The sequence below is a fragment of the Vreelandella sulfidaeris Esulfide1 genome, from assembly GCF_054072535.1.
The window spans coordinates 2,080,617-2,097,013 of sequence record NZ_CM133364.1 but is presented as its reverse complement, the minus strand read 5'-3'; the positions used below and the strand labels follow the sequence as shown (position 1 = coordinate 2,097,013).

Genomic DNA, 16,397 nt, shown 5'->3' with positions numbered 1-16,397 from the left:
TAACGCACTACATCGGTGTTAGTCCTGTCTTCTTTGGATTACGCCGCACTGGCGACAGGGCGCACAACAATATCGGTGGTGTCGACGTCCGCTGGCTGCCCAACGGCATGAGCGATAGCGTTAGCGATCGCCTCGGGCTTGAGTGCAATTTGGCGGAAATGTCGCATGGCTTCTGCCGCTGACGCATCGGTAATCGTGTCAGCTAGTTCAGATTCGACCACGCCGGGGTAAACACAGGTCACACGAATATCGCTGTGTTCCTGGCGCAGTCCGTCCGAAATCGCGCGTACGGCATACTTGGTCGCGCAATAGACGGCACCGGTGGGGACGACATATAGGCCGCCGATCGAAGAAATACTGATCACATTCCCGCTACCTTGGTGCTGCATGGTGGGCAGCACTGCGGCGATTCCGTGCAGCACGCCGCGAATATTGACATCAATCATGCGATCCCACTCATCGACCTTGAGAGCCGCGACCGGTGATAGAGGCATTACGCCAGCGTTATTAACGATGACGTCGATGCGGCCGAACTTTTCTAGCGCGTGATCGGCGAAGGCCTGCAAGTCCTCGCGGTTAGTTACATCAACCGCTTGTCCGATTGCCTTGCCACCAGTAGCGTTGATATCTGCAACTATCTCTATTTTCCCAGTCGACGTAACCAACCCCCGAAATTACGGGCATTGATTACGCATATAAGGGCCTATCGAGAAGCGGTAGAGCCTTCTTGATTGGATGATCCAGGCAAGCTATCCAGGTACGTTCTGACAATGCAGGTAGGCCGGGTCGAATTGAGAAAGTTGCTTTAACCGATCCCAGTCAAGTATCGCCAAGCGCTTTTTTTCCAGTTTCACTAGGCCATCGTGTCGTAGCTTCTGAAGAACGCGGTTGGTATGCACTTGTGTCAGCCCCATCGACTCACTGATCTCCGCCTGGGTCAGTGGAAATTCGATATCATCATCTTCTGCACAGCCGGCCATCCGGGTCCGTATTAGCATCTCACAAAAAACATGTGCCAAACGCGCGTCGGCCGGCCGGGTGCCCATATTCACCAGCCACTCTCGTAAAACGGCTTCATCCACCAGTGTTGACCAGAAAAGCGCTCGCGCCAGACGAGGATGATTTTCCATGATATTGCGTATCTCATCCGCTGGAAACTTGCGCAATGTCACCGGGGTAAGCGCACGTATCGAGTGATCCATTTTTTTGAGGATCGTGATATGGACATCACATAGGTCGCCTGGAATCAGGAAGGCCATAATGTGGTTATCACCATTTTCCAGAAGTTTATAGCGACACGCCCACCCCTTTTCTATGAGGTAGACGTGTTCAGGCCGCTCGCCTTCATTGATAATAATGTCGCCTTTCTCTACAAGAATACTTCGGTTACCTGCTGCTTCCAGTAACTGCTTTTCATCTTGAGAGAGAGTCATGTAGTAGCTCAATTTACTAAACAAGGGGGTAATCATTGCCTCTCTCCTTTATGAGATCGTCTCGTTTACAAATAATTCTTTTATAGATCAAGAGATTATGACAGGCATTGGGGAGAGGAAAAGAGGAATTTCCTAGATAATATTGATTAGGGTTTACTGCTATAAAGTCGAATTTAAAATCGAAAATTCCCTCTAAAAAGGGACTGTAAATCTACTGTCAGTTTTGGGCAGCTTGGTTTCGTTTCATAATAGGATGTAATCACCGATTACACCGTCATATCAATAGCCCACCCTGGCATTATGGGTAATGCCCACCTCAAAGAGCTGAGGTTCACAATTAACAAACTTGAGAGATATTATGGTCCTGAAATCTTTTTTAAACATAAGTTTAGGTTTTCTATGCTGTTAAATTTCCTTCTTTGGATCATCAGATTAATTATGCTCGTAATGCTCGTTGTGAGCATATTGCCATTAATACCCAGCGGTCAGTGGTGGGTCAGGTTATGGGATTTCCCACGCCTGCAGTTGACTGGGTTACTGGGCGTGCCGGTACTTATGTTGGGGTTGCACGCATGGCTAAAACGGCCACAAAAAGAGCACGCAGCGTGGATAGCGGTGATCCTCGCGATAGCGGGGTGGCACCTGTATCACATCCTGCCGTTCACTTCCGTTTGGCCAACCGAAGTGCCCACTGCTGAGGTTCAGTCGGGCGAAACACAAACGCACTTAAGCGTGCTGACGGCGAATGTTACCTTCAAGAATGATCGTTTCGACGAGATATTGGCGATGGTACGTCGTGAGGACCCTGATTTAGTGCTGCTGATCGAAGTCGACCATAATTTGGCTGAGGGGTTAGCATCGCTTGATGATGATTACGCTTATCGCGTTGGAGAGGTTCGCGACGAAGGGCTTGGTATAGTGCTGTGGTCACGGATTCCGTTGTTGGAGAAAGAGGTTAAGCACTTGGTTTCGGAGCGTCGGCCTTCGATCTTCGCGACCCTTGATGTTCCCGAAATCGGTCCAGTGCGGTTCGTTGGCGCCCATCCTGTTCCGCCAGGATTGCACGAAAGAAACGCTAGTAAAGGCGATACGGAAGAACGACGTGACAGTCGGGAACGCGATGCAGAGCTCATGCTAATTGCCCGTCATGTACAAGAGGACCCGGACAATCGCTGGATCGTCACAGGCGACTTTAATGACGTCGGATGGTCAGACACCACTCGACTTTTCGCCGACTTGAGTGATTTAAAAGATCCACGCCGTGGCCGACGCTTACTGAGCACCTATCATGCGGAGTATCCTTTGTGGCGATACCCAATCGATCACCTGTTCGTCTCCGACGGCTTCCACCTAGTTGATCTTGATCGGGTAGAAGTGCTTGGGTCTGATCATTTTGGCATTTTTACAACGTTAGCCGTTGATCGAAAAGACCAAGCGAAGCCCGAAGCGTCAGCGGAAGAAGAGGAGGAAGCACAGGAAATGGTAGAGGAGGGGGCTGAAGACGCCGCTGAACACGACATCAGTGCATCAGAAACGGGGCAAGGGGGATCATAGCCCCCATCCCGATCTAACGTTGCGGGCTTGAGTATAGAAAAGCAGGCCCCCAGCGTTGATAAAAAACATATATTATGAGGACATAGGAATACTCAATATTATCCGTACGAGATTAACGCATGTCCCCACCGCACGATCAACACGCTATGGACGCCCTGCCTATTGTAGGCATCGGAGGATCGGTGGGATCACTCCGTTCTCTTAAATCCTTCCTGGCCAATCTGCCTGCCGATACCGGCGCGGTATACGTGATTGTTACCCACCATCCCAAAGGCGAGCGCAGCCTGCTACCTGAAATTTTGGGGCCACATGCGTCGCTGCCCGTACAAATGGTCGAGGAGGGCGAAGCCCTAGCACCGAACAGGGTTTATGTGGCATTGCCGGACGAGGGTTGGATCCTTAGTCGAGGACAGCTAGTTCGCTCCGGCGGAACCAACAAACGCTCGGAGGCAAGCTCATCGACGGAAGTGGATCGTCGAGCTGGCCCTCCTCATCCGATCGATACGTTGTTTTACTCGCTGGCGGAGGAGGCGGGACACCGAGCTCTCGCGGTTGTTCTTGCTGGAACAGGCAGTGACGGTACCCTTGGCGTTCAGGCTATTAAATACCAAGCCGGCATGGTCATGGTCGAAGACCCGGATACTGCCGAGTTTGGTGATATGCCGGCGAACGCTATTGCCACTGGCCAAGTGGACTATGTGCTGACCCCCACTGAAATGCCGGCCACCTTGGCCAGCTATCTGGCATCCCAAAACCACCGTCAGGCGGCCCTGAAAAGCAACGAGACCGCGATTTCGCAAGGGCTGCTTAAAAAGATATTGCAACAGGTGAGAAACCGTACCGGTCACGATTTCTCAGGCTACAAAATCAGCACGATTAATCGCCGCCTGGAACGCCGCATGGACTTGCAACGTATCCACGAACCCCAGGCGTACTTGGTCTATTTGCAGGATCATCCCGAGGAGATTGACCTGCTGTTCCAAGAGTTCATTATCAGCGTCACCAATTTCTTTCGGGATCCCCACGCCTGGCTCTCGCTGAGCGAGCAACTACCGGCGCTGCTAAAGCAAGCGGCCCAAACAGGGCAGGAGTTCCGCGCCTGGGTGCCGGGGTGTGCTACCGGCGAGGAGGCTTACACATTGGCCATTCTCATCCAAGAATGCATAGCGGACTGGGAGCAGCCTCCTGCGGTAAGAATATTCGCCACTGATGTGGATCAAACGGCTATTGAGAAAGCCCGGGTGGGGCGTTATCCAAGAAGCATCAGCCAATTTATGAGCGAAACGTTCATGCGGCGATATTTCTCAGCAGAAAACGACACCGTGAGAATTGGTCGTGAGGTTCGCGATATTGTGGTATTTGCCGAACACAACGTCCTTCAAGACCCGCCGTTTACCAACTTGGACCTTATTACCTGCCGCAATCTTATGATTTATTTGGAACGCGACCGTCAGGAGCGGCTCCTGGCACTGTTCCGCTATGCTTTGCGTAGCCAGGGGCTTTTGTTATTAGGACCTTCGGAAAGTTTGGATCATCAGAGCGAGGCTTTCTCGGTGGTGGACAAGGAAAGCCGAATCTATCAGGTTGCCGAAGGATCCTTACCACCGCGCCTGCTGGAGATGCCTGGGCCTAGCCGCCGCCGACGCTCACCACCCTATCAAGAAGCCGATAGAAACCCGGCAGTGGGGACCAACGATAACCTTACTCGCAATGTAGAATGTCTACTTGCTTTGCAGTTCGCCCCACCATCGGTGATCGTCAACGACCGTGGAGAGGTTGTGTACGTCCATGGTCGAACCGGCCTCTTTCTGGAGCCAGCCAGCGGCCCCGCCCGCAATCAGTTGCTGGAAATGGCACGTCCTGGCCTGCGGGAGCCGCTTAATCAGGCGCTGCAGAAGGTGGCCAACGGTGATACAGATCTAGTAAGTCGGCAGGTACAAGTTCTGGCCCATGGCAGTACCGAGGGGGCCCGGTTGGAAGTGCAACTGATCCGGACACCAAAGGCGCTGGCGGGGTTTCGCTTGGTGGCCTTACATCATGAGCCAATGTCAGAGGCAGCTAAGACCGCAAGTGAGACTATTGGCCCAAAAACCGACCCCCACCGCACAAGTAACGGTGGCACTGAAGCCGAAGCTCACCTTATTGAGAAGCTCGAGGCCCTCCGGCAAGAAAAGCAGATTGCGGTCAAGGAGATGCAGGCCGCCAACCAGGAGTTACAGTCCTTGAATGAGGAGCTCCAGTCAATGAACGAGGAGCTCCAGAGCAGCAACGAAGAACTAGAAGCCGCCAAAGAGGAAGTGGAATCCCTCAATCAAGAGCTGCGCAGCGTCAATGCCGAACTCAATATACGCGTCGACGACCTTACCGAGGTCAACGATGACCTAAAAAATCTTTTAGACAGCACACACCTCGCCACTCTATTTCTCGACGAAGCCCTTAATATCAAACGCTTCACTACCCCTGTACAAAAACTGATCGCAGTGCGCTCTTCCGATATAGGCCGACCTCTGAGCGAGCTGACCACTAAACTGCGTTATAACGGGTTACTGGAAGATGCCGACGCTGTATTGGATAACCTGGTTACCAAAGAGATAAAAGTACAAACAACGACAGGCCACTGGTACCTACTACGCATCCAGCCTTATCGCAGCACACGGAATGTCATCCGCGGCGTGGTTTGCACCTTTCAGGACATCCAGATCGCCCAGGGAGTGATACGGAACGAGGCTTTTTTTAGAGCAGTCGTCGACACCGTCCCCGAGCCTCTGTTAGTGCTCGACGCTGCTTTTCGAGTGGTCTCCGTTAATGATGGCTTCTATCGTATTTTCCCCCGTACTCCAGAAGAAGTGGAAGGCAAAAGCCTATTTAGCCTAGAGGCCGGGCAATGGGATCATCCGGAATTGAGAGCCTTATTAGCAGAAGTACTGCCGCAGCGACAGGCTTTTTATGACTTTGAATTAAGCATGGATCTTGGCGATGCGGTACCGACTTGCTTGCGCATGAACGGGCGCCGCCTAGAATTGGAAGCAGATTCAGCGATGATTTTGCTCTCTATTGGTATTCACAGGCTAACGTCCAAGCCTTCGGAAAGTATCGGAAGGAATCCCAGTCATGGATCAGAAATATCCTCAGCCACTCTCACCGGAGGCACTAAGGAAAGCGGCTCGCGATAGCCTATGTCATGAACTCACTGACGTCTCCAACTGGACCGGGGAGGATATTCAATCCCTGGTCTCTGAGTTGGAGCTGCATCAGGAAGAGCTTCGCATCCAGAATGAGGAGCTATTGCAGACGCGGGACCGGCTCGATAACGCGCGGGAAATGGCCCAGAAATCCTACCGTGACCTCTTCGAGTTGGCGCCGATGGGGATTCTACTCCTGGACGCCAAAGGACGCATCCAGGAGGCCAACCGAGCCGCTGTCCAACTGCTTGACTCGGGCACCAACCTGGCTGGCTGTTTATTATCTAGCTTCGTAGCTGCCGAGTCACAAGATGCGTTACACCTCCACTGGCGTTCACTTGCCTCTACGAGACGCCAAAAAGCCGTCGATTTGACGCTAGCTGTGGACGCAGAGGCCATGCGCACGGTGCGTATGGAAAGCGTGGTTGAGTCTTCCGCTGACTCAGCCACTGCTCGGTTTCGTTGCGCTCTGATAGACATAACGGAGCGACGGCGTACAGAGGATAAACTGCGCATTGCTGCCAGGGTATATGAGGAAATCGGTGAAGCCATCGTAGTGATGGATCCCTCCGGCTGCATCCAATCTATCAATAACGCTTTCACCGCTATTACCGGCTATACAGAGAGCGACGCTTTGGGCGTTACCATGAGCGGTTTAGTCAAATCTGAACGCCAGGGACAGGTTTTTTACAAAAAATTATGGGAAAGCCTTAACAAGCGAGGCTGCTGGCAGGGGGAGATATGGGACCGTCGCAAGAATGGAGAAATCTTCCCGGAATGGCTCACTATTAATCGCATCAATGACGATGAGGGGCAGCCTCGCAATTTAGTGGCCGTATTTTCCGATATCAGCCAGATCAAGGAATCGCAGCGCAAGATTGAGTACCTGGCTAGCCACGACGCGCTGACGGGGCTACCTAACCGCAGCCTGTTTCGGGACCGGGTTCAACAGGCCATCGCTCAGGCTCAGAACAACGGTGGGCATGTGGCCCTTTTGTTCCTGGATTTGGACCATTTTAAAGATGTCAATGACACGCTTGGCCATGAGATGGGGGACGAGCTGCTGGTGAGGGTGGCCGGCCAACTTAGGGAGTCGGTGCGGGAGTTGGATACGGTCGCACGGATTGGCGGTGACGAATTCACAATAGTGCTGAACGTATGCGATGCCGAGGAGGCTGGTTTCATCGCACAGCGCCTGATAACGAGACTCGCGGGAACCTTCAAGGTTCGTGGTCGTAACCTGCGTGTCACGGCCAGCGCCGGGTTGGCTTTATATCCTCAAGACGGCGAGGACGTGGATAGCTTATCCCAGGCGGCTGACATGGCTATGTACCGAGCCAAGGAGGAGGGGCGCAACCGGCTGCGGCTTTATAAATCGGAACTGCACCAGCAACTGCTTGATGATAGTGCGCTTGAGGAGGCCTTGCGCCGCGCGCTTTCCAATGGGGAGTTACGCCTCCTGTATCATCCGCAATTTGACGCGAGCGACCCTAAACGGCTCTTGGGCGCCGAGGCTTTGCTGCGCTGGGATAACCGCGAGAAGGGACCCATCAGCCCAGAGCGTTTCATTCCCATCGCGGAAAGGTCTGACTTGATCACAGAGCTGGGTTGGCAGGTGCAAGAGTTAATGTGCAAAGATATTCATGAGTGGCAATCGGCAGGGCTCAAACCACCGGTCATTTCCTTCAATGTGAGCCCTAAAACCTTTCGTGAAGGCAAATTTGCTTCTCGTTTACGCGAAATCATGGCGCGATACGGGATATCACCGGGCCAGCTCCAGGTGGAGTTCACCGAGGGCACGCTCACCGAACACTCCGATACTGTCTACCAAGAAATCCGTGAGCTTCATGAAGGCGGCATTGAACTGGCTATCGATGATTTCGGGACCGGCTATTCATGCTTGGTCAACCTAAAGCGGCTACCTCTGGCCGAACTCAAAATTGATAAAACTTTTGTCGACGGCCTGGGTAAAAACGAGCACGACGAGGCCATTGCCCGGGCTACTCTCTCCATGGCCCAGGCATTCGGGCTAAGGACGGTAGCCGAGGGGGTAGAGACGCAGTCACAGCTGGCTTGGCTGCAAGCACACGGCTGCAATCGTATCCAGGGGTTTCTGCTCGCTTATCCCCTTGAAACAGAGGCTTTCCAGAGCATGTTGCAGAGTGCCTAACGCTCATTGATTTCCTCTGGCCACATCACAACGCGCAGCGATGAGCTACGCTGACTAATCACTATGCTGACTTGTACTGATGCGAAAAGGAGAAGGGCATGAACAAGGACGTCATCGATGCTATCCGTGCAAAAGAGCAGCTACCCGACAGCATGACTGATAGTGAGATAGCAAAGGAATATAAGGGAACGTATACCGCCGCCAGGGCGGCTATTAGCCTGGATCACAAACCGCTCGATCAAGTGATGGCGGATAGCATGGCGAAGGTATTTCCTTTCATGCGTAAGAAGAAGTGATCGCAGGATACGTCGATTGCCATTTCTCGTGTTGGTTGCTAGCTTTAATCAATACTCTGCAAACGTAGCAAAGCGAGGGATTCGCTTGGCGTCACGCCAACTATGTAGCTTTAATTGCAATACGTAGCTTTAATTGCAATACGTAGCATTAATTGCAAATAGATAGCACTAGCCGCCAATAGAGAGGGACCTCTATGCCTCATAACCCGCATCACCACAAAGCGATGCCCATGACATCAATGAAGAGCGGTGACCTCTTCGAGGTACTGCCCGATGTGGTTGGGCTAACGGTTAAGATCGTCAACGTCTGTTTCGTTGGCCTACCTAAGAGCGGCGACTGGGTGTTGGTTGATGCCGGCATGCCCAAAAGCAAGAACTTGATAGCAGAAGCAGCGGCATCACGCTTTGGTGAGAGTTCTCGTCCTAAAGCCATCATACTCACCCATGGCCACTTCGATCACGTTGGTTCGGTTGTTGAGCTGGCCGAACATTGGGATGTGCCGGTTTACGCCCACGCCTTAGAGATGCCCTACCTGACGGGTGAGAAGGATTATCCTTATCCGGATACTCAGGTGGAGGGCGGCATCATTGCCAAGCTATCAAGCCTCTTTCCCAACACACCGGTGGACCTGCGGCCACGCATCCAGACCTTGCCTGAAGACGGTAGCGTGCCCGGCATGCCGGGTTGGCGTTGGATAGCAACACCCGGCCATACTCAAGGGCATGTCTCTTTTTTTCGTGACTCGGATCGCGCCATGATCGTCGGTGACGCTTTCGTTACCGTCCGACAAGATGAACTCTATCAAGTGCTGACTCAGCATGAAGAGCTTAGCGGACCACCGCGTTATTTCACTCCTGATTGGGACGCGGCGCGCGACTCAGTGCAACGTCTGGCGGCGCTGAAGCCTAGCGTGGTGTTAACCGGTCATGGGCGGCCGATGGCAGGTGAGGCTTTGAATCATGATTTAGAGACGCTAGCTCGGGATTTTGACCACATTGCTCGGCCCTCGCACGGTAAGAGCGTTAAGTAGAGATAGTAATTGAAATAGCAATTGAAGTGTTTTTTCACATGGAGGTAGAACATGGCACTTACGGCATTCGCAATTAACTGCACTCTTACACCTTCACCTGACGAGTCGTCTTGTGAGCGGCTTATAGCCGAAACACTAGCAGAGCTTGAACGACACGGTGTTACCGGTGAGCAGGTTCGTGCTGTTGATTATAATATCAAGCCCGGTGTGACCTCAGACGAGGGTGAAGGGGATGACTGGCCTCAGCTTCGTCAGAAAATTCTTGATGCTGATATCTTCATTCTCGGCAGTCCCGTGTGGTTAGGGCACCATTCCAGTCTTTGTCAGCGTGTCCTAGAACGGCTTGATGCCTTTCTTGGTGAGACAGACGACCAAGGCCGGCTCGTATCATATGGCACCGTAGCGGGAGTGGTCGTGGTGGGTAATGAAGATGGCGCCCATCACATTATTGCCGAGCTGTTCCAGGGCTTGAATGATGTGGGGTTCACCATTCCAGCGAATGCTTCTACCTACTGGGTGGGCGAAGCAATGCAGTCAACTGACTTCAAGGATTTGAACCAGACGCCTGAGATGATTCAAACCGCTACGGCTGGGCTTGCGCGCAATTGCGTTCACCTTGCAAAGCTATTGAAGCAAACGCCTTACCCTAATCAAGAAAGCTGACGCTATATGTGATTTGCCGGAATGGGATCTCTGTAGGCGGCGTATCCATCGTTTGGGTACGGCGTCTAACTAGCGAGCCTCGCTGAGCAGTTCACCTAGCTGGTGCTGCGAAAGCCGCGTGTTGGCCATGTAATAAACGATGTCTCCATCCTGTAACGGGCGATCTGTGGCGGGATTTAACATGCTTCCGTCGACATCGTCCTGGCTGCTGGCAAGTCCTAGTACAGTAGCGTTGCAGACATTTTTCGCTTGTATAAATAGATCGCCAAAGGTGGCGCCAGCAGGCGGGTGACTTAATCTGGTTTGGTACTGTGTAGCACCGCGATCGACGGCCAGCAGTTCGTTGACTACTCGAGATATTCCTGCATCTGAAGCGGATCGAACCAACATTTCTAGTGCGAGTGCTTGAGTGCATTCGATACCCGGCAAGGTTCTCCGTAACATCGCTGCCGTATCAGGATTAGCGCAGTGCGCAACGATATGAGCATTTTTCCCTTTAAGGCTATAGGCACTCAGTGCGACCGTGGCAACGCGATCATCGCTTGTGTCGTATATGATGATGCGGCTGGCGCTTTCAATACCTGCCCGCTTGAGAAGCTCGGCATTGGAAAAACTCTCGCCTTTAATGAATTTCAAATCGGCCGGGCGCGGATTGCTCATTTCTTTGGTCACGCAAAGCACTACTTCATCAGGCAGGCCTTTATCGGCCTTGAGAATATCCAATATGCGTTCTGTGGTTTCGCCATGCCAGCCAATGACGAGGGTATGGCCGGATAGATGACGAAAATCGCCTTTCCCTTGCATTTGAATTCTCCAAAAATTTGAAATTGTGACAGTGGCTTTACCGATCAATGCTGCAAATAACGCAATACCGCCTGGAATGAGAAAGAGGGTAGCGATCCATTTGCCAGCGACTGTTTGAGGGCTGAAATCACCGAAGCCCACGGTGCTTGATACGACAACGTAAAAATAGAGCCAATCGGTAAAGGTGTTGGCCATCTTTTCGCCAACCATTGCAAAAAGTGCCCAGGAGGAACCCATATGCGCGAGCACAACAAGTAGAAGAAAAGACCACGAGATTTGAAGCGTAGACGCTTTAAGTACGCGGAGTAATCGCTGAATAACGGGCATATCGCTCACTTACTGTGATGTTTTGGAGCCTAATTTGACTGGCGCAGGCACCGAGGGGGCACTATGTATGCATAGTACGTTATTTTCGTACGTTGTTTTCGCACGTGGACTTCGTACGCTGTCTGCGGGCTTTAAATAAACAAAAAGGGCCGCTATTGGCGACCCTTTTATATTTTGAGCAGCATTATGAACGCTGACCTTGTTTAAGCGAAACGCTTAGCGATCCAAGAAAACGCACTGTCGGATAACGATTTTTTACCGTGGTGCTCTCTATGCTGACTCCAAACCATGCCGCCTGACACAACCGCAAGGCTCATCAACATCCCGGCAAGAATTAATTCATTCATGGCTTATTTTCCTCATCTGAGGTTTTGTCTCGCTCTACATAACCATAGCCGAAAGACCCTACAAAGATCAAGAGTATACCTAGCCCCACGCCTAGCCAAACATTATCGGTATTTAGGCTAGGATTGGTGACTACCCAGCCTGCTGTAAAACAGGTTGCTACCACAATAACGCCCACGTTTCGAGTCGCTTCCAAGAACTGCTGTCGCGTTGCTCGCGCACCAATTCTACGGCGGGGCGCGGAAGCTCTACGTTCTTCCAGGCTCTTCTTAAACCTGGCGCGCAGGGCGTCCCGTCGTCCTTTCTTATGGTGAGTTTCCTTCAAGGCAGGCTCCTCTCATCAACATAGCAAAAAAGGAAGATAGGTAGCGTAGCTGATACGGAACATTGTGTGGAAAGTCGCGGTCATATTCGAGGGTTTCTTTCTTAGGAATAAGCATATGGATCGTGTATTTGCATGGGATCATCATCACAATCAAGTGGTTTATCGAATCCCTGGTCATCAGTTCGAGGACGGCAGAGAAGATAGTGACCTTTCACCGGTATGGCTCCCCGCAGATGAGTCGGATTTGCCAGAGGGGGTGACGGTTGAGGATTTGCGAACAGTCTCTTCTAAAGATGAATGACTGCCATCTTCCTAACGCATCGCTCATTTATATTACAACGGCGAGTTATTACGAGTTATTAAAAGGGGAGGCCTGCGCCTCCCTTCTGTAAGTTAGAAAATGACTAAATAAGTAAGGCCTAAACAGATGATATTTCAAAGAACTGGCGCTTTATTCACGCTCAGCCAGCATCGTACTGTTCATTAAGCTGTTGCACTTCTTGGTCAGCCTCGGGTTTTGTTGCGCAGCGATGTCTAACAAGTTCCCCATCCCTGTCACTCTCATCACGGGTATCTACTACCCACCATTCGGGCTGTGAATCGATTTCGGCACCTTCCTTGACTGCTCTGTAGACGATAAATGTCGACATCTTCCTCTCCTTGGTTTTGGAACATCTTTCACTGTAGACCATCTGTGAGAAGGGCGACGAACGGCGCTCTTACAAATGTCGTTTCTTGCGCAATTAAGTGGTTACTTAATGCACTGTTCAAGTCCCTCAAATAGAGAGTTTTCTAGCGCATAAATAGATTGTGTTTGGCTAGCTATCGACTACTATGCGTTTAATACTCACCCCTCTGGATATGCCGCCATGTTGAAAGGTTTGCTCGTCTGTTTTGCGGTTTTGTTTGCGCAATTGGCGGTGCTGCATGTGATAGACGTTCGTCTCTATAATTCACCACAAGATGCCCGTAACACGGCGGTGACAACCGTTACCCCGCATAAAGATGAAGACGACAAAGACCTAAAAAGTTAAACAGAGGCTTTTTTTGTAAATGCGGTGAATGATAACCGCATGACGAATAAAACCATGATGAATAAAACCTAGCAGCGGATCACGCTGCTAGGACGTTAGCCATTTAAAGCATCTCCTCCAGCCAGACGTTAAAGGTATCCCATGAGCGCTGATCGGCGCGTTCGTGGTAAGCATCGCTGCCAAATACGCTAAAGGCATGCGGTGCACCCGAATAAATGCCAATCTCATAGGTCACCCCTGAGGTTTCCAGCTCCTCGGCCAGGGTGGCTACATCATCTAAGCTCACGGAGCTGTCAGCGCCGCCATGGGCGATGAATATTGGCGCTGTTTCACTTGAATAGCTCTGACCGTCAGGTGTCGTTAGTCCACCATGGAAGCTGGTATAAGCGGCAATGCTGTCTGCCTCACCCGAACGAGCAATTTCCAACGCTACTGCGCCGCCAAAACAGTAGCCCATAATCACTGTTTGTTCGGCCGCGCCTTGTTCTCGTGCTTGCGCTAAACCACCCAGCGTTAGCGCGCGCATACGCTCTCTATCTTGGTACAGTCGATTCGTGGCGGCTCGTTTCTCCTCCATAGCCTGGGGGCGATTACCTTCACCGTAAAGATCGACAGCAAACACGTCGTAGCCTTCACTGGCCAGCATGTCTGCTCGTTGCCGCTCATAATCATCCAGCCCATCCCAGTCATGGATAATAAGCACGCTGCCCTTTGCGTTTTCACCGCCAGTAATGAAATAGCCCAGAAAGTCTTCACCGTTGACGTTGTAAGCAATATCTTCCCCCACGGGGGAGAATGCTAAAGCCGGCAGCGCTAAAAAAAAGAGCGTTAAAGCGCTGCCTGGGAGTAGAATTTTTTTCATGTTTTTATGTCCAATCGAGTGTTGATGAAGCATAGCCGATGCTGATTGAACTGGTTCAACGTTGAATAACCATTTATTCGGTAGACTGTGTAAGATAGACAAAGACTTGCGTCTGGAACTTAGCAACGGCATTCTTGTCAGTTGTTGGAAATACCATTAGGGAGCATGAACACATGGCTTACAATGATTCACGTATGGCACGTCCCGAGTCGGGCGGCGTTGCCAACAGTGTCAGTACTAACAAGGTGTTGCGAAACACTTATGCGCTACTGGCAATGACGCTGCTGTTCTCAGCAGTCACTGCAGGCGCCGCTGTCGCTCTTGGCATCCAACAAATGAACATCTTCGTGTTCTTTATTGGCGCCTATGGCCTAATGTTCCTGGTTCATAAAACAGCGAACTCTGCGGCTGGCTTGTTGGCAACGTTTGCGTTTACGGGCTTTATGGGCTTTACGTTAGGGCCGATTCTTTCTGCCTACCTGACCCTGCCTAATGGCGGTGCGTTGATCATGAATGCACTGGCTATGACAGGTTTGACGTTCGTTGGCCTATCAGCCATTGCGCTAACCACCAAGAAAGATTTTAGCTTTCTAAGCAACTTCTTGATGGCAGGTGCCATCGTGCTGATTCTGGCGATGGTGGCAGGAATCTTCTTTAACATCCCTGCGCTATCACTGATGGTGTCAGCTGGCTTTGTGCTGTTTGCTTCAGCCGCCATCCTGTATCAGACCAGTGAAATTATTCACCGGGCTGGCGAAACTAACTACATTCTCGCCACCGTGACGCTCTACGTATCCATCTACAACTTGTTTGTTAGCCTGTTGTCGATTCTGGGTATTATGAGCAACGACTGATATCAGGCAGCGCTAGACGATAATATGACAGGCCCTATTTTTAGGGTCTGTCTTTTTTTTAGGGTAACCGTCACTAGGTATTAAAATGATGCAGTACGGTTTATTAGTGATGGGGGCGCCATATAGCAGCCCGGCACCGCACTCTGCATTGCGTTTTGCCCATGCCGTTATAGCGCGTGGCCATCAAATAGCGGGGGTGTTTTTCTACCACGACGGCGTTCACAATGCCTCTTCGTTGATGGCGCCTCCTCAGGATGAGCTCAATCTACATGACGCCTGGGTAGAGCTGCATCAACAGCATGGGATGCAATTAGATGTCTGTATCGCCGCAGCACTGCGGCGCGGTTTGATGAGTGAGACCGAAGCGCAGCGACATGGAAAGCAGGCTTTTAATATCACGCCTCCCTTTGAATTAACCGGTCTTGGTCAATTGCTTGAGTTACAGCAGCGCTCCGATCGATTCATTACCTTTGCTTGAAAGGAGGGCCCATGGCGGCACCAGAGGCGCTATTAGTTATTATTCGCCACGCACCGCACAGTTCAAACTGGCTACGTGAAGGGCTGGATGCTGCTTTGGTCGCTGCGGCTTTCGGCCAGCCTGTGCATTTATTGTTTATGGGGCAGGGTATAATGGCGCTAGTTAAAGAGCAGGGCAGTGGCGCGCCGGGCCAAAAAGCGACCCTCCCCACCATCGATATGCTTGAAATGTACGATATTGATCAGCTTTGGGTTGCGAAAGAGTCGCTGCAAAGCATGCATTTAAGCGCCGATTCATTAGTGGCGGGAGTCACCCTGATAGCGGCCCAACAAGTTCCTGGGCTATTGCAGCAACACGCCAACATACTCAACTTTTAGTGAGGTAATGATGATTCTACACATCCTCACCAAAGCGCCTAAAAGCACCGCATCCATTCAAATGCAGCAAGCGGTAGGAGAACAGGACGCCGTGTTATTGATTGAAGAAGGAGTCAGCGCTGCGCTTGACCCAACATGGGCAGCCTGGCAGCAATTTCAATCGCGTATTTACTTGCTGTCAGAAGATTTAGCCGCGCGTGGGCTTTGCCACATTGCCATTGATAATGTACTACCCACGCTAGAGATGGAAGGTTTTGTAGTACTTACCGAGCAGTACGATAAAACAGTTACCTGGTATTAATCATGTCGATTCAAAAAATATACCGTTATCTTGATTCAGAAAAACAATGGGAACTAGATCCTGAAGGATATTTAGTTAACCAAGCTGAGTGGAGCGAAACCATCGCTCAGCTGATGGCTGAAGAAGAGGGCTTAACGCTTACTCAAGCCCACTGGGAAATCATTGATGTCGTAAGGGCATTTTACCAGCGCTACGAAATGGCACCGGCCATGCGGCCTCTTGTTAAGGCAACGAAAAACGCATTGGGCGAAGAGAAGGGGCGCTCGATTTATCTGATGCAACTGTTTCCCGGCAGCCCGGCAAAGCGAATTGCTCGCCTAGCCGGACTACCCAAGCCTACTAACTGTCTGTAACAAGCGAA

20 protein-coding genes are annotated in these 16,397 nt (G+C 51.4%); 13 read left to right on the top strand and 7 right to left on the bottom strand.

Annotation, left to right across the window (positions count from 1 at the left end; all coding sequences use genetic code 11):
* Positions 1 to 38: 38 nt before the first annotated feature.
* Together ACW44H_RS09855 and ACW44H_RS09850 are read right to left on the bottom strand one after the other, a co-directional pair.
* The gene (locus ACW44H_RS09855; RefSeq protein WP_457508864.1) at positions 39 to 665 is read right to left on the bottom strand and encodes an SDR family oxidoreductase; all 627 of its coding nucleotides are present in this window, start codon (positions 663 to 665) and stop codon (positions 39 to 41) included.
* 84 nt (positions 666 to 749) lie between these two features.
* Positions 750 to 1,469 (bottom strand): Crp/Fnr family transcriptional regulator, encoded by a 720-nt coding sequence (locus tag ACW44H_RS09850; protein WP_457508862.1) that lies wholly within the window; start codon positions 1,467 to 1,469, stop codon positions 750 to 752.
* 402 nt (positions 1,470 to 1,871) lie between these two features.
* On the opposite strand from ACW44H_RS09850, the gene ACW44H_RS09845 reads away from it, so the two are divergent.
* The 6 genes from ACW44H_RS09845 (at position 1,872) to ACW44H_RS09820 (ending at position 10,329) form a co-directional block, all read left to right on the top strand.
* Positions 1,872 to 2,987, top strand: a complete 1,116-nt coding sequence (locus ACW44H_RS09845) for an endonuclease/exonuclease/phosphatase family protein (RefSeq protein WP_457508860.1) — start codon at positions 1,872 to 1,874, stop codon at positions 2,985 to 2,987.
* A 119-nt stretch (positions 2,988 to 3,106) separates the two neighbouring features.
* The gene (locus tag ACW44H_RS09840; RefSeq protein WP_457508858.1) at positions 3,107 to 6,160 is read left to right on the top strand and encodes a CheR family methyltransferase; all 3,054 of its coding nucleotides are present in this window, start codon (positions 3,107 to 3,109) and stop codon (positions 6,158 to 6,160) included.
* Complete coding sequence (locus ACW44H_RS09835) at positions 6,099 to 8,339, top strand: putative bifunctional diguanylate cyclase/phosphodiesterase (RefSeq protein WP_457508856.1); 2,241 nt, start codon at positions 6,099 to 6,101, stop codon at positions 8,337 to 8,339. The genes ACW44H_RS09840 and ACW44H_RS09835 overlap by 62 nt, the downstream gene beginning before the upstream one ends.
* Positions 8,340 to 8,437: 98 nt before the next feature.
* The gene (locus ACW44H_RS09830; protein ID WP_457508854.1) at positions 8,438 to 8,635 is read left to right on the top strand and encodes a hypothetical protein; all 198 of its coding nucleotides are present in this window, start codon (positions 8,438 to 8,440) and stop codon (positions 8,633 to 8,635) included.
* Positions 8,636 to 8,829: 194 nt separating this feature from the next.
* Positions 8,830 to 9,666, top strand: a complete 837-nt coding sequence (locus tag ACW44H_RS09825) for an MBL fold metallo-hydrolase (RefSeq protein ID WP_457508852.1) — start codon at positions 8,830 to 8,832, stop codon at positions 9,664 to 9,666.
* A gap of 51 nt (positions 9,667 to 9,717) precedes the next feature.
* Positions 9,718 to 10,329, top strand: coding sequence for a flavodoxin family protein (locus ACW44H_RS09820; RefSeq protein WP_457508850.1), 612 nt, complete (start codon positions 9,718 to 9,720; stop codon positions 10,327 to 10,329).
* A gap of 69 nt (positions 10,330 to 10,398) precedes the next feature.
* Here the strand turns inward: ACW44H_RS09820 and ACW44H_RS09815 are convergent, their stop codons facing one another.
* The 3 genes from ACW44H_RS09815 to ACW44H_RS09805 form a co-directional block, all read right to left on the bottom strand.
* A complete protein-coding gene (locus tag ACW44H_RS09815; RefSeq protein WP_457508849.1) occupies positions 10,399 to 11,460 on the bottom strand; it encodes an ion channel in 1,062 nt (353 codons plus the stop codon).
* Between the two features lie 203 nt (positions 11,461 to 11,663).
* Positions 11,664 to 11,807, bottom strand: coding sequence for a hypothetical protein (locus ACW44H_RS09810; protein ID WP_447044229.1), 144 nt, complete (start codon positions 11,805 to 11,807; stop codon positions 11,664 to 11,666).
* Positions 11,804 to 12,130, bottom strand: coding sequence for a hypothetical protein (locus tag ACW44H_RS09805; RefSeq protein WP_113267834.1), 327 nt, complete (start codon positions 12,128 to 12,130; stop codon positions 11,804 to 11,806). Before ACW44H_RS09805 ends, ACW44H_RS09810 begins: the two co-directional genes overlap by 4 nt.
* Positions 12,131 to 12,245: 115 nt before the next feature.
* Between ACW44H_RS09805 and ACW44H_RS09800 the strand changes: the two genes are divergently transcribed.
* Positions 12,246 to 12,431 carry a hypothetical protein gene (locus ACW44H_RS09800; protein ID WP_113267835.1) on the top strand — a complete coding sequence of 62 codons (186 nt, stop codon included), beginning with the start codon at positions 12,246 to 12,248 and terminating at the stop codon, positions 12,429 to 12,431.
* 160 nt (positions 12,432 to 12,591) lie between these two features.
* On the opposite strand, the gene ACW44H_RS09795 is transcribed toward ACW44H_RS09800, so the two are convergent.
* Positions 12,592 to 12,780, bottom strand: coding sequence for a hypothetical protein (locus tag ACW44H_RS09795; RefSeq protein WP_113267836.1), 189 nt, complete (start codon positions 12,778 to 12,780; stop codon positions 12,592 to 12,594).
* Between the two features lie 219 nt (positions 12,781 to 12,999).
* On the opposite strand from ACW44H_RS09795, the gene ACW44H_RS09790 reads away from it, so the two are divergent.
* Positions 13,000 to 13,164: a hypothetical protein gene (locus ACW44H_RS09790; RefSeq protein ID WP_457508846.1), complete on the top strand. Its 165-nt coding sequence runs from the start codon at positions 13,000 to 13,002 to the stop codon at positions 13,162 to 13,164.
* Between the two features lie 103 nt (positions 13,165 to 13,267).
* Here the strand turns inward: ACW44H_RS09790 and ACW44H_RS09785 are convergent, their stop codons facing one another.
* A complete protein-coding gene (locus ACW44H_RS09785) occupies positions 13,268 to 14,026 on the bottom strand; it encodes a dienelactone hydrolase family protein (RefSeq protein ID WP_457508844.1) in 759 nt (252 codons plus the stop codon).
* Between the two features lie 173 nt (positions 14,027 to 14,199).
* On the opposite strand from ACW44H_RS09785, the gene ACW44H_RS09780 reads away from it, so the two are divergent.
* From ACW44H_RS09780 to ACW44H_RS09760, 5 genes are all read left to right on the top strand, one after another.
* Positions 14,200 to 14,880 carry a Bax inhibitor-1/YccA family protein gene (locus ACW44H_RS09780; RefSeq protein WP_113267839.1) on the top strand — a complete coding sequence of 227 codons (681 nt, stop codon included), beginning with the start codon at positions 14,200 to 14,202 and terminating at the stop codon, positions 14,878 to 14,880.
* An 88-nt stretch (positions 14,881 to 14,968) separates the two neighbouring features.
* Positions 14,969 to 15,358: a sulfurtransferase complex subunit TusD gene (gene tusD, locus ACW44H_RS09775; RefSeq protein WP_457508991.1), complete on the top strand. Its 390-nt coding sequence runs from the start codon at positions 14,969 to 14,971 to the stop codon at positions 15,356 to 15,358.
* A gap of 11 nt (positions 15,359 to 15,369) precedes the next feature.
* Complete coding sequence (gene tusC / locus ACW44H_RS09770; protein WP_457508842.1) at positions 15,370 to 15,735, top strand: sulfurtransferase complex subunit TusC; 366 nt, start codon at positions 15,370 to 15,372, stop codon at positions 15,733 to 15,735.
* 10 nt (positions 15,736 to 15,745) lie between these two features.
* Positions 15,746 to 16,036: a sulfurtransferase complex subunit TusB gene (gene tusB, locus ACW44H_RS09765; RefSeq protein ID WP_457508840.1), complete on the top strand. Its 291-nt coding sequence runs from the start codon at positions 15,746 to 15,748 to the stop codon at positions 16,034 to 16,036.
* A 2-nt stretch (positions 16,037 to 16,038) separates the two neighbouring features.
* Positions 16,039 to 16,389, top strand: coding sequence for a TusE/DsrC/DsvC family sulfur relay protein (locus tag ACW44H_RS09760; protein ID WP_457508838.1), 351 nt, complete (start codon positions 16,039 to 16,041; stop codon positions 16,387 to 16,389).
* Positions 16,390 to 16,397: the final 8 nt, after the last annotated feature.

What these genes read in the sequence shown, in the direction of transcription:
- ACW44H_RS09850 (WP_457508862.1), bottom strand. Translation starts at nt 1,469, where the DNA reads ATGATTACCCCCTTGTTTAGTAAATTGAGCTACTACATGACTCTCTCT.
- ACW44H_RS09845 (WP_457508860.1), top strand. Translation starts at nt 1,872, where the DNA reads ATGCTCGTAATGCTCGTTGTGAGCATATTGCCATTAATACCCAGCGGT.
- ACW44H_RS09840 (WP_457508858.1), top strand. Translation starts at nt 3,107, where the DNA reads ATGTCCCCACCGCACGATCAACACGCTATGGACGCCCTGCCTATTGTA.
- ACW44H_RS09835 (WP_457508856.1), top strand. Translation starts at nt 6,099, where the DNA reads ATGGATCAGAAATATCCTCAGCCACTCTCACCGGAGGCACTAAGGAAA.
- ACW44H_RS09830 (WP_457508854.1), top strand. Translation starts at nt 8,438, where the DNA reads ATGAACAAGGACGTCATCGATGCTATCCGTGCAAAAGAGCAGCTACCC.
- ACW44H_RS09825 (WP_457508852.1), top strand. Translation starts at nt 8,830, where the DNA reads ATGCCTCATAACCCGCATCACCACAAAGCGATGCCCATGACATCAATG.
- ACW44H_RS09820 (WP_457508850.1), top strand. Translation starts at nt 9,718, where the DNA reads ATGGCACTTACGGCATTCGCAATTAACTGCACTCTTACACCTTCACCT.
- ACW44H_RS09815 (WP_457508849.1), bottom strand. Translation starts at nt 11,460, where the DNA reads ATGCCCGTTATTCAGCGATTACTCCGCGTACTTAAAGCGTCTACGCTT.
- ACW44H_RS09810 (WP_447044229.1), bottom strand. Translation starts at nt 11,807, where the DNA reads ATGAATGAATTAATTCTTGCCGGGATGTTGATGAGCCTTGCGGTTGTG.
- ACW44H_RS09800 (WP_113267835.1), top strand. Translation starts at nt 12,246, where the DNA reads ATGGATCGTGTATTTGCATGGGATCATCATCACAATCAAGTGGTTTAT.
- ACW44H_RS09795 (WP_113267836.1), bottom strand. Translation starts at nt 12,780, where the DNA reads ATGTCGACATTTATCGTCTACAGAGCAGTCAAGGAAGGTGCCGAAATC.
- ACW44H_RS09790 (WP_457508846.1), top strand. Translation starts at nt 13,000, where the DNA reads ATGTTGAAAGGTTTGCTCGTCTGTTTTGCGGTTTTGTTTGCGCAATTG.
- ACW44H_RS09785 (WP_457508844.1), bottom strand. Translation starts at nt 14,026, where the DNA reads ATGAAAAAAATTCTACTCCCAGGCAGCGCTTTAACGCTCTTTTTTTTA.
- ACW44H_RS09780 (WP_113267839.1), top strand. Translation starts at nt 14,200, where the DNA reads ATGGCTTACAATGATTCACGTATGGCACGTCCCGAGTCGGGCGGCGTT.
- tusD (WP_457508991.1), top strand. Translation starts at nt 14,969, where the DNA reads ATGCAGTACGGTTTATTAGTGATGGGGGCGCCATATAGCAGCCCGGCA.
- tusC (WP_457508842.1), top strand. Translation starts at nt 15,370, where the DNA reads ATGGCGGCACCAGAGGCGCTATTAGTTATTATTCGCCACGCACCGCAC.
- tusB (WP_457508840.1), top strand. Translation starts at nt 15,746, where the DNA reads ATGATTCTACACATCCTCACCAAAGCGCCTAAAAGCACCGCATCCATT.
- ACW44H_RS09760 (WP_457508838.1), top strand. Translation starts at nt 16,039, where the DNA reads ATGTCGATTCAAAAAATATACCGTTATCTTGATTCAGAAAAACAATGG.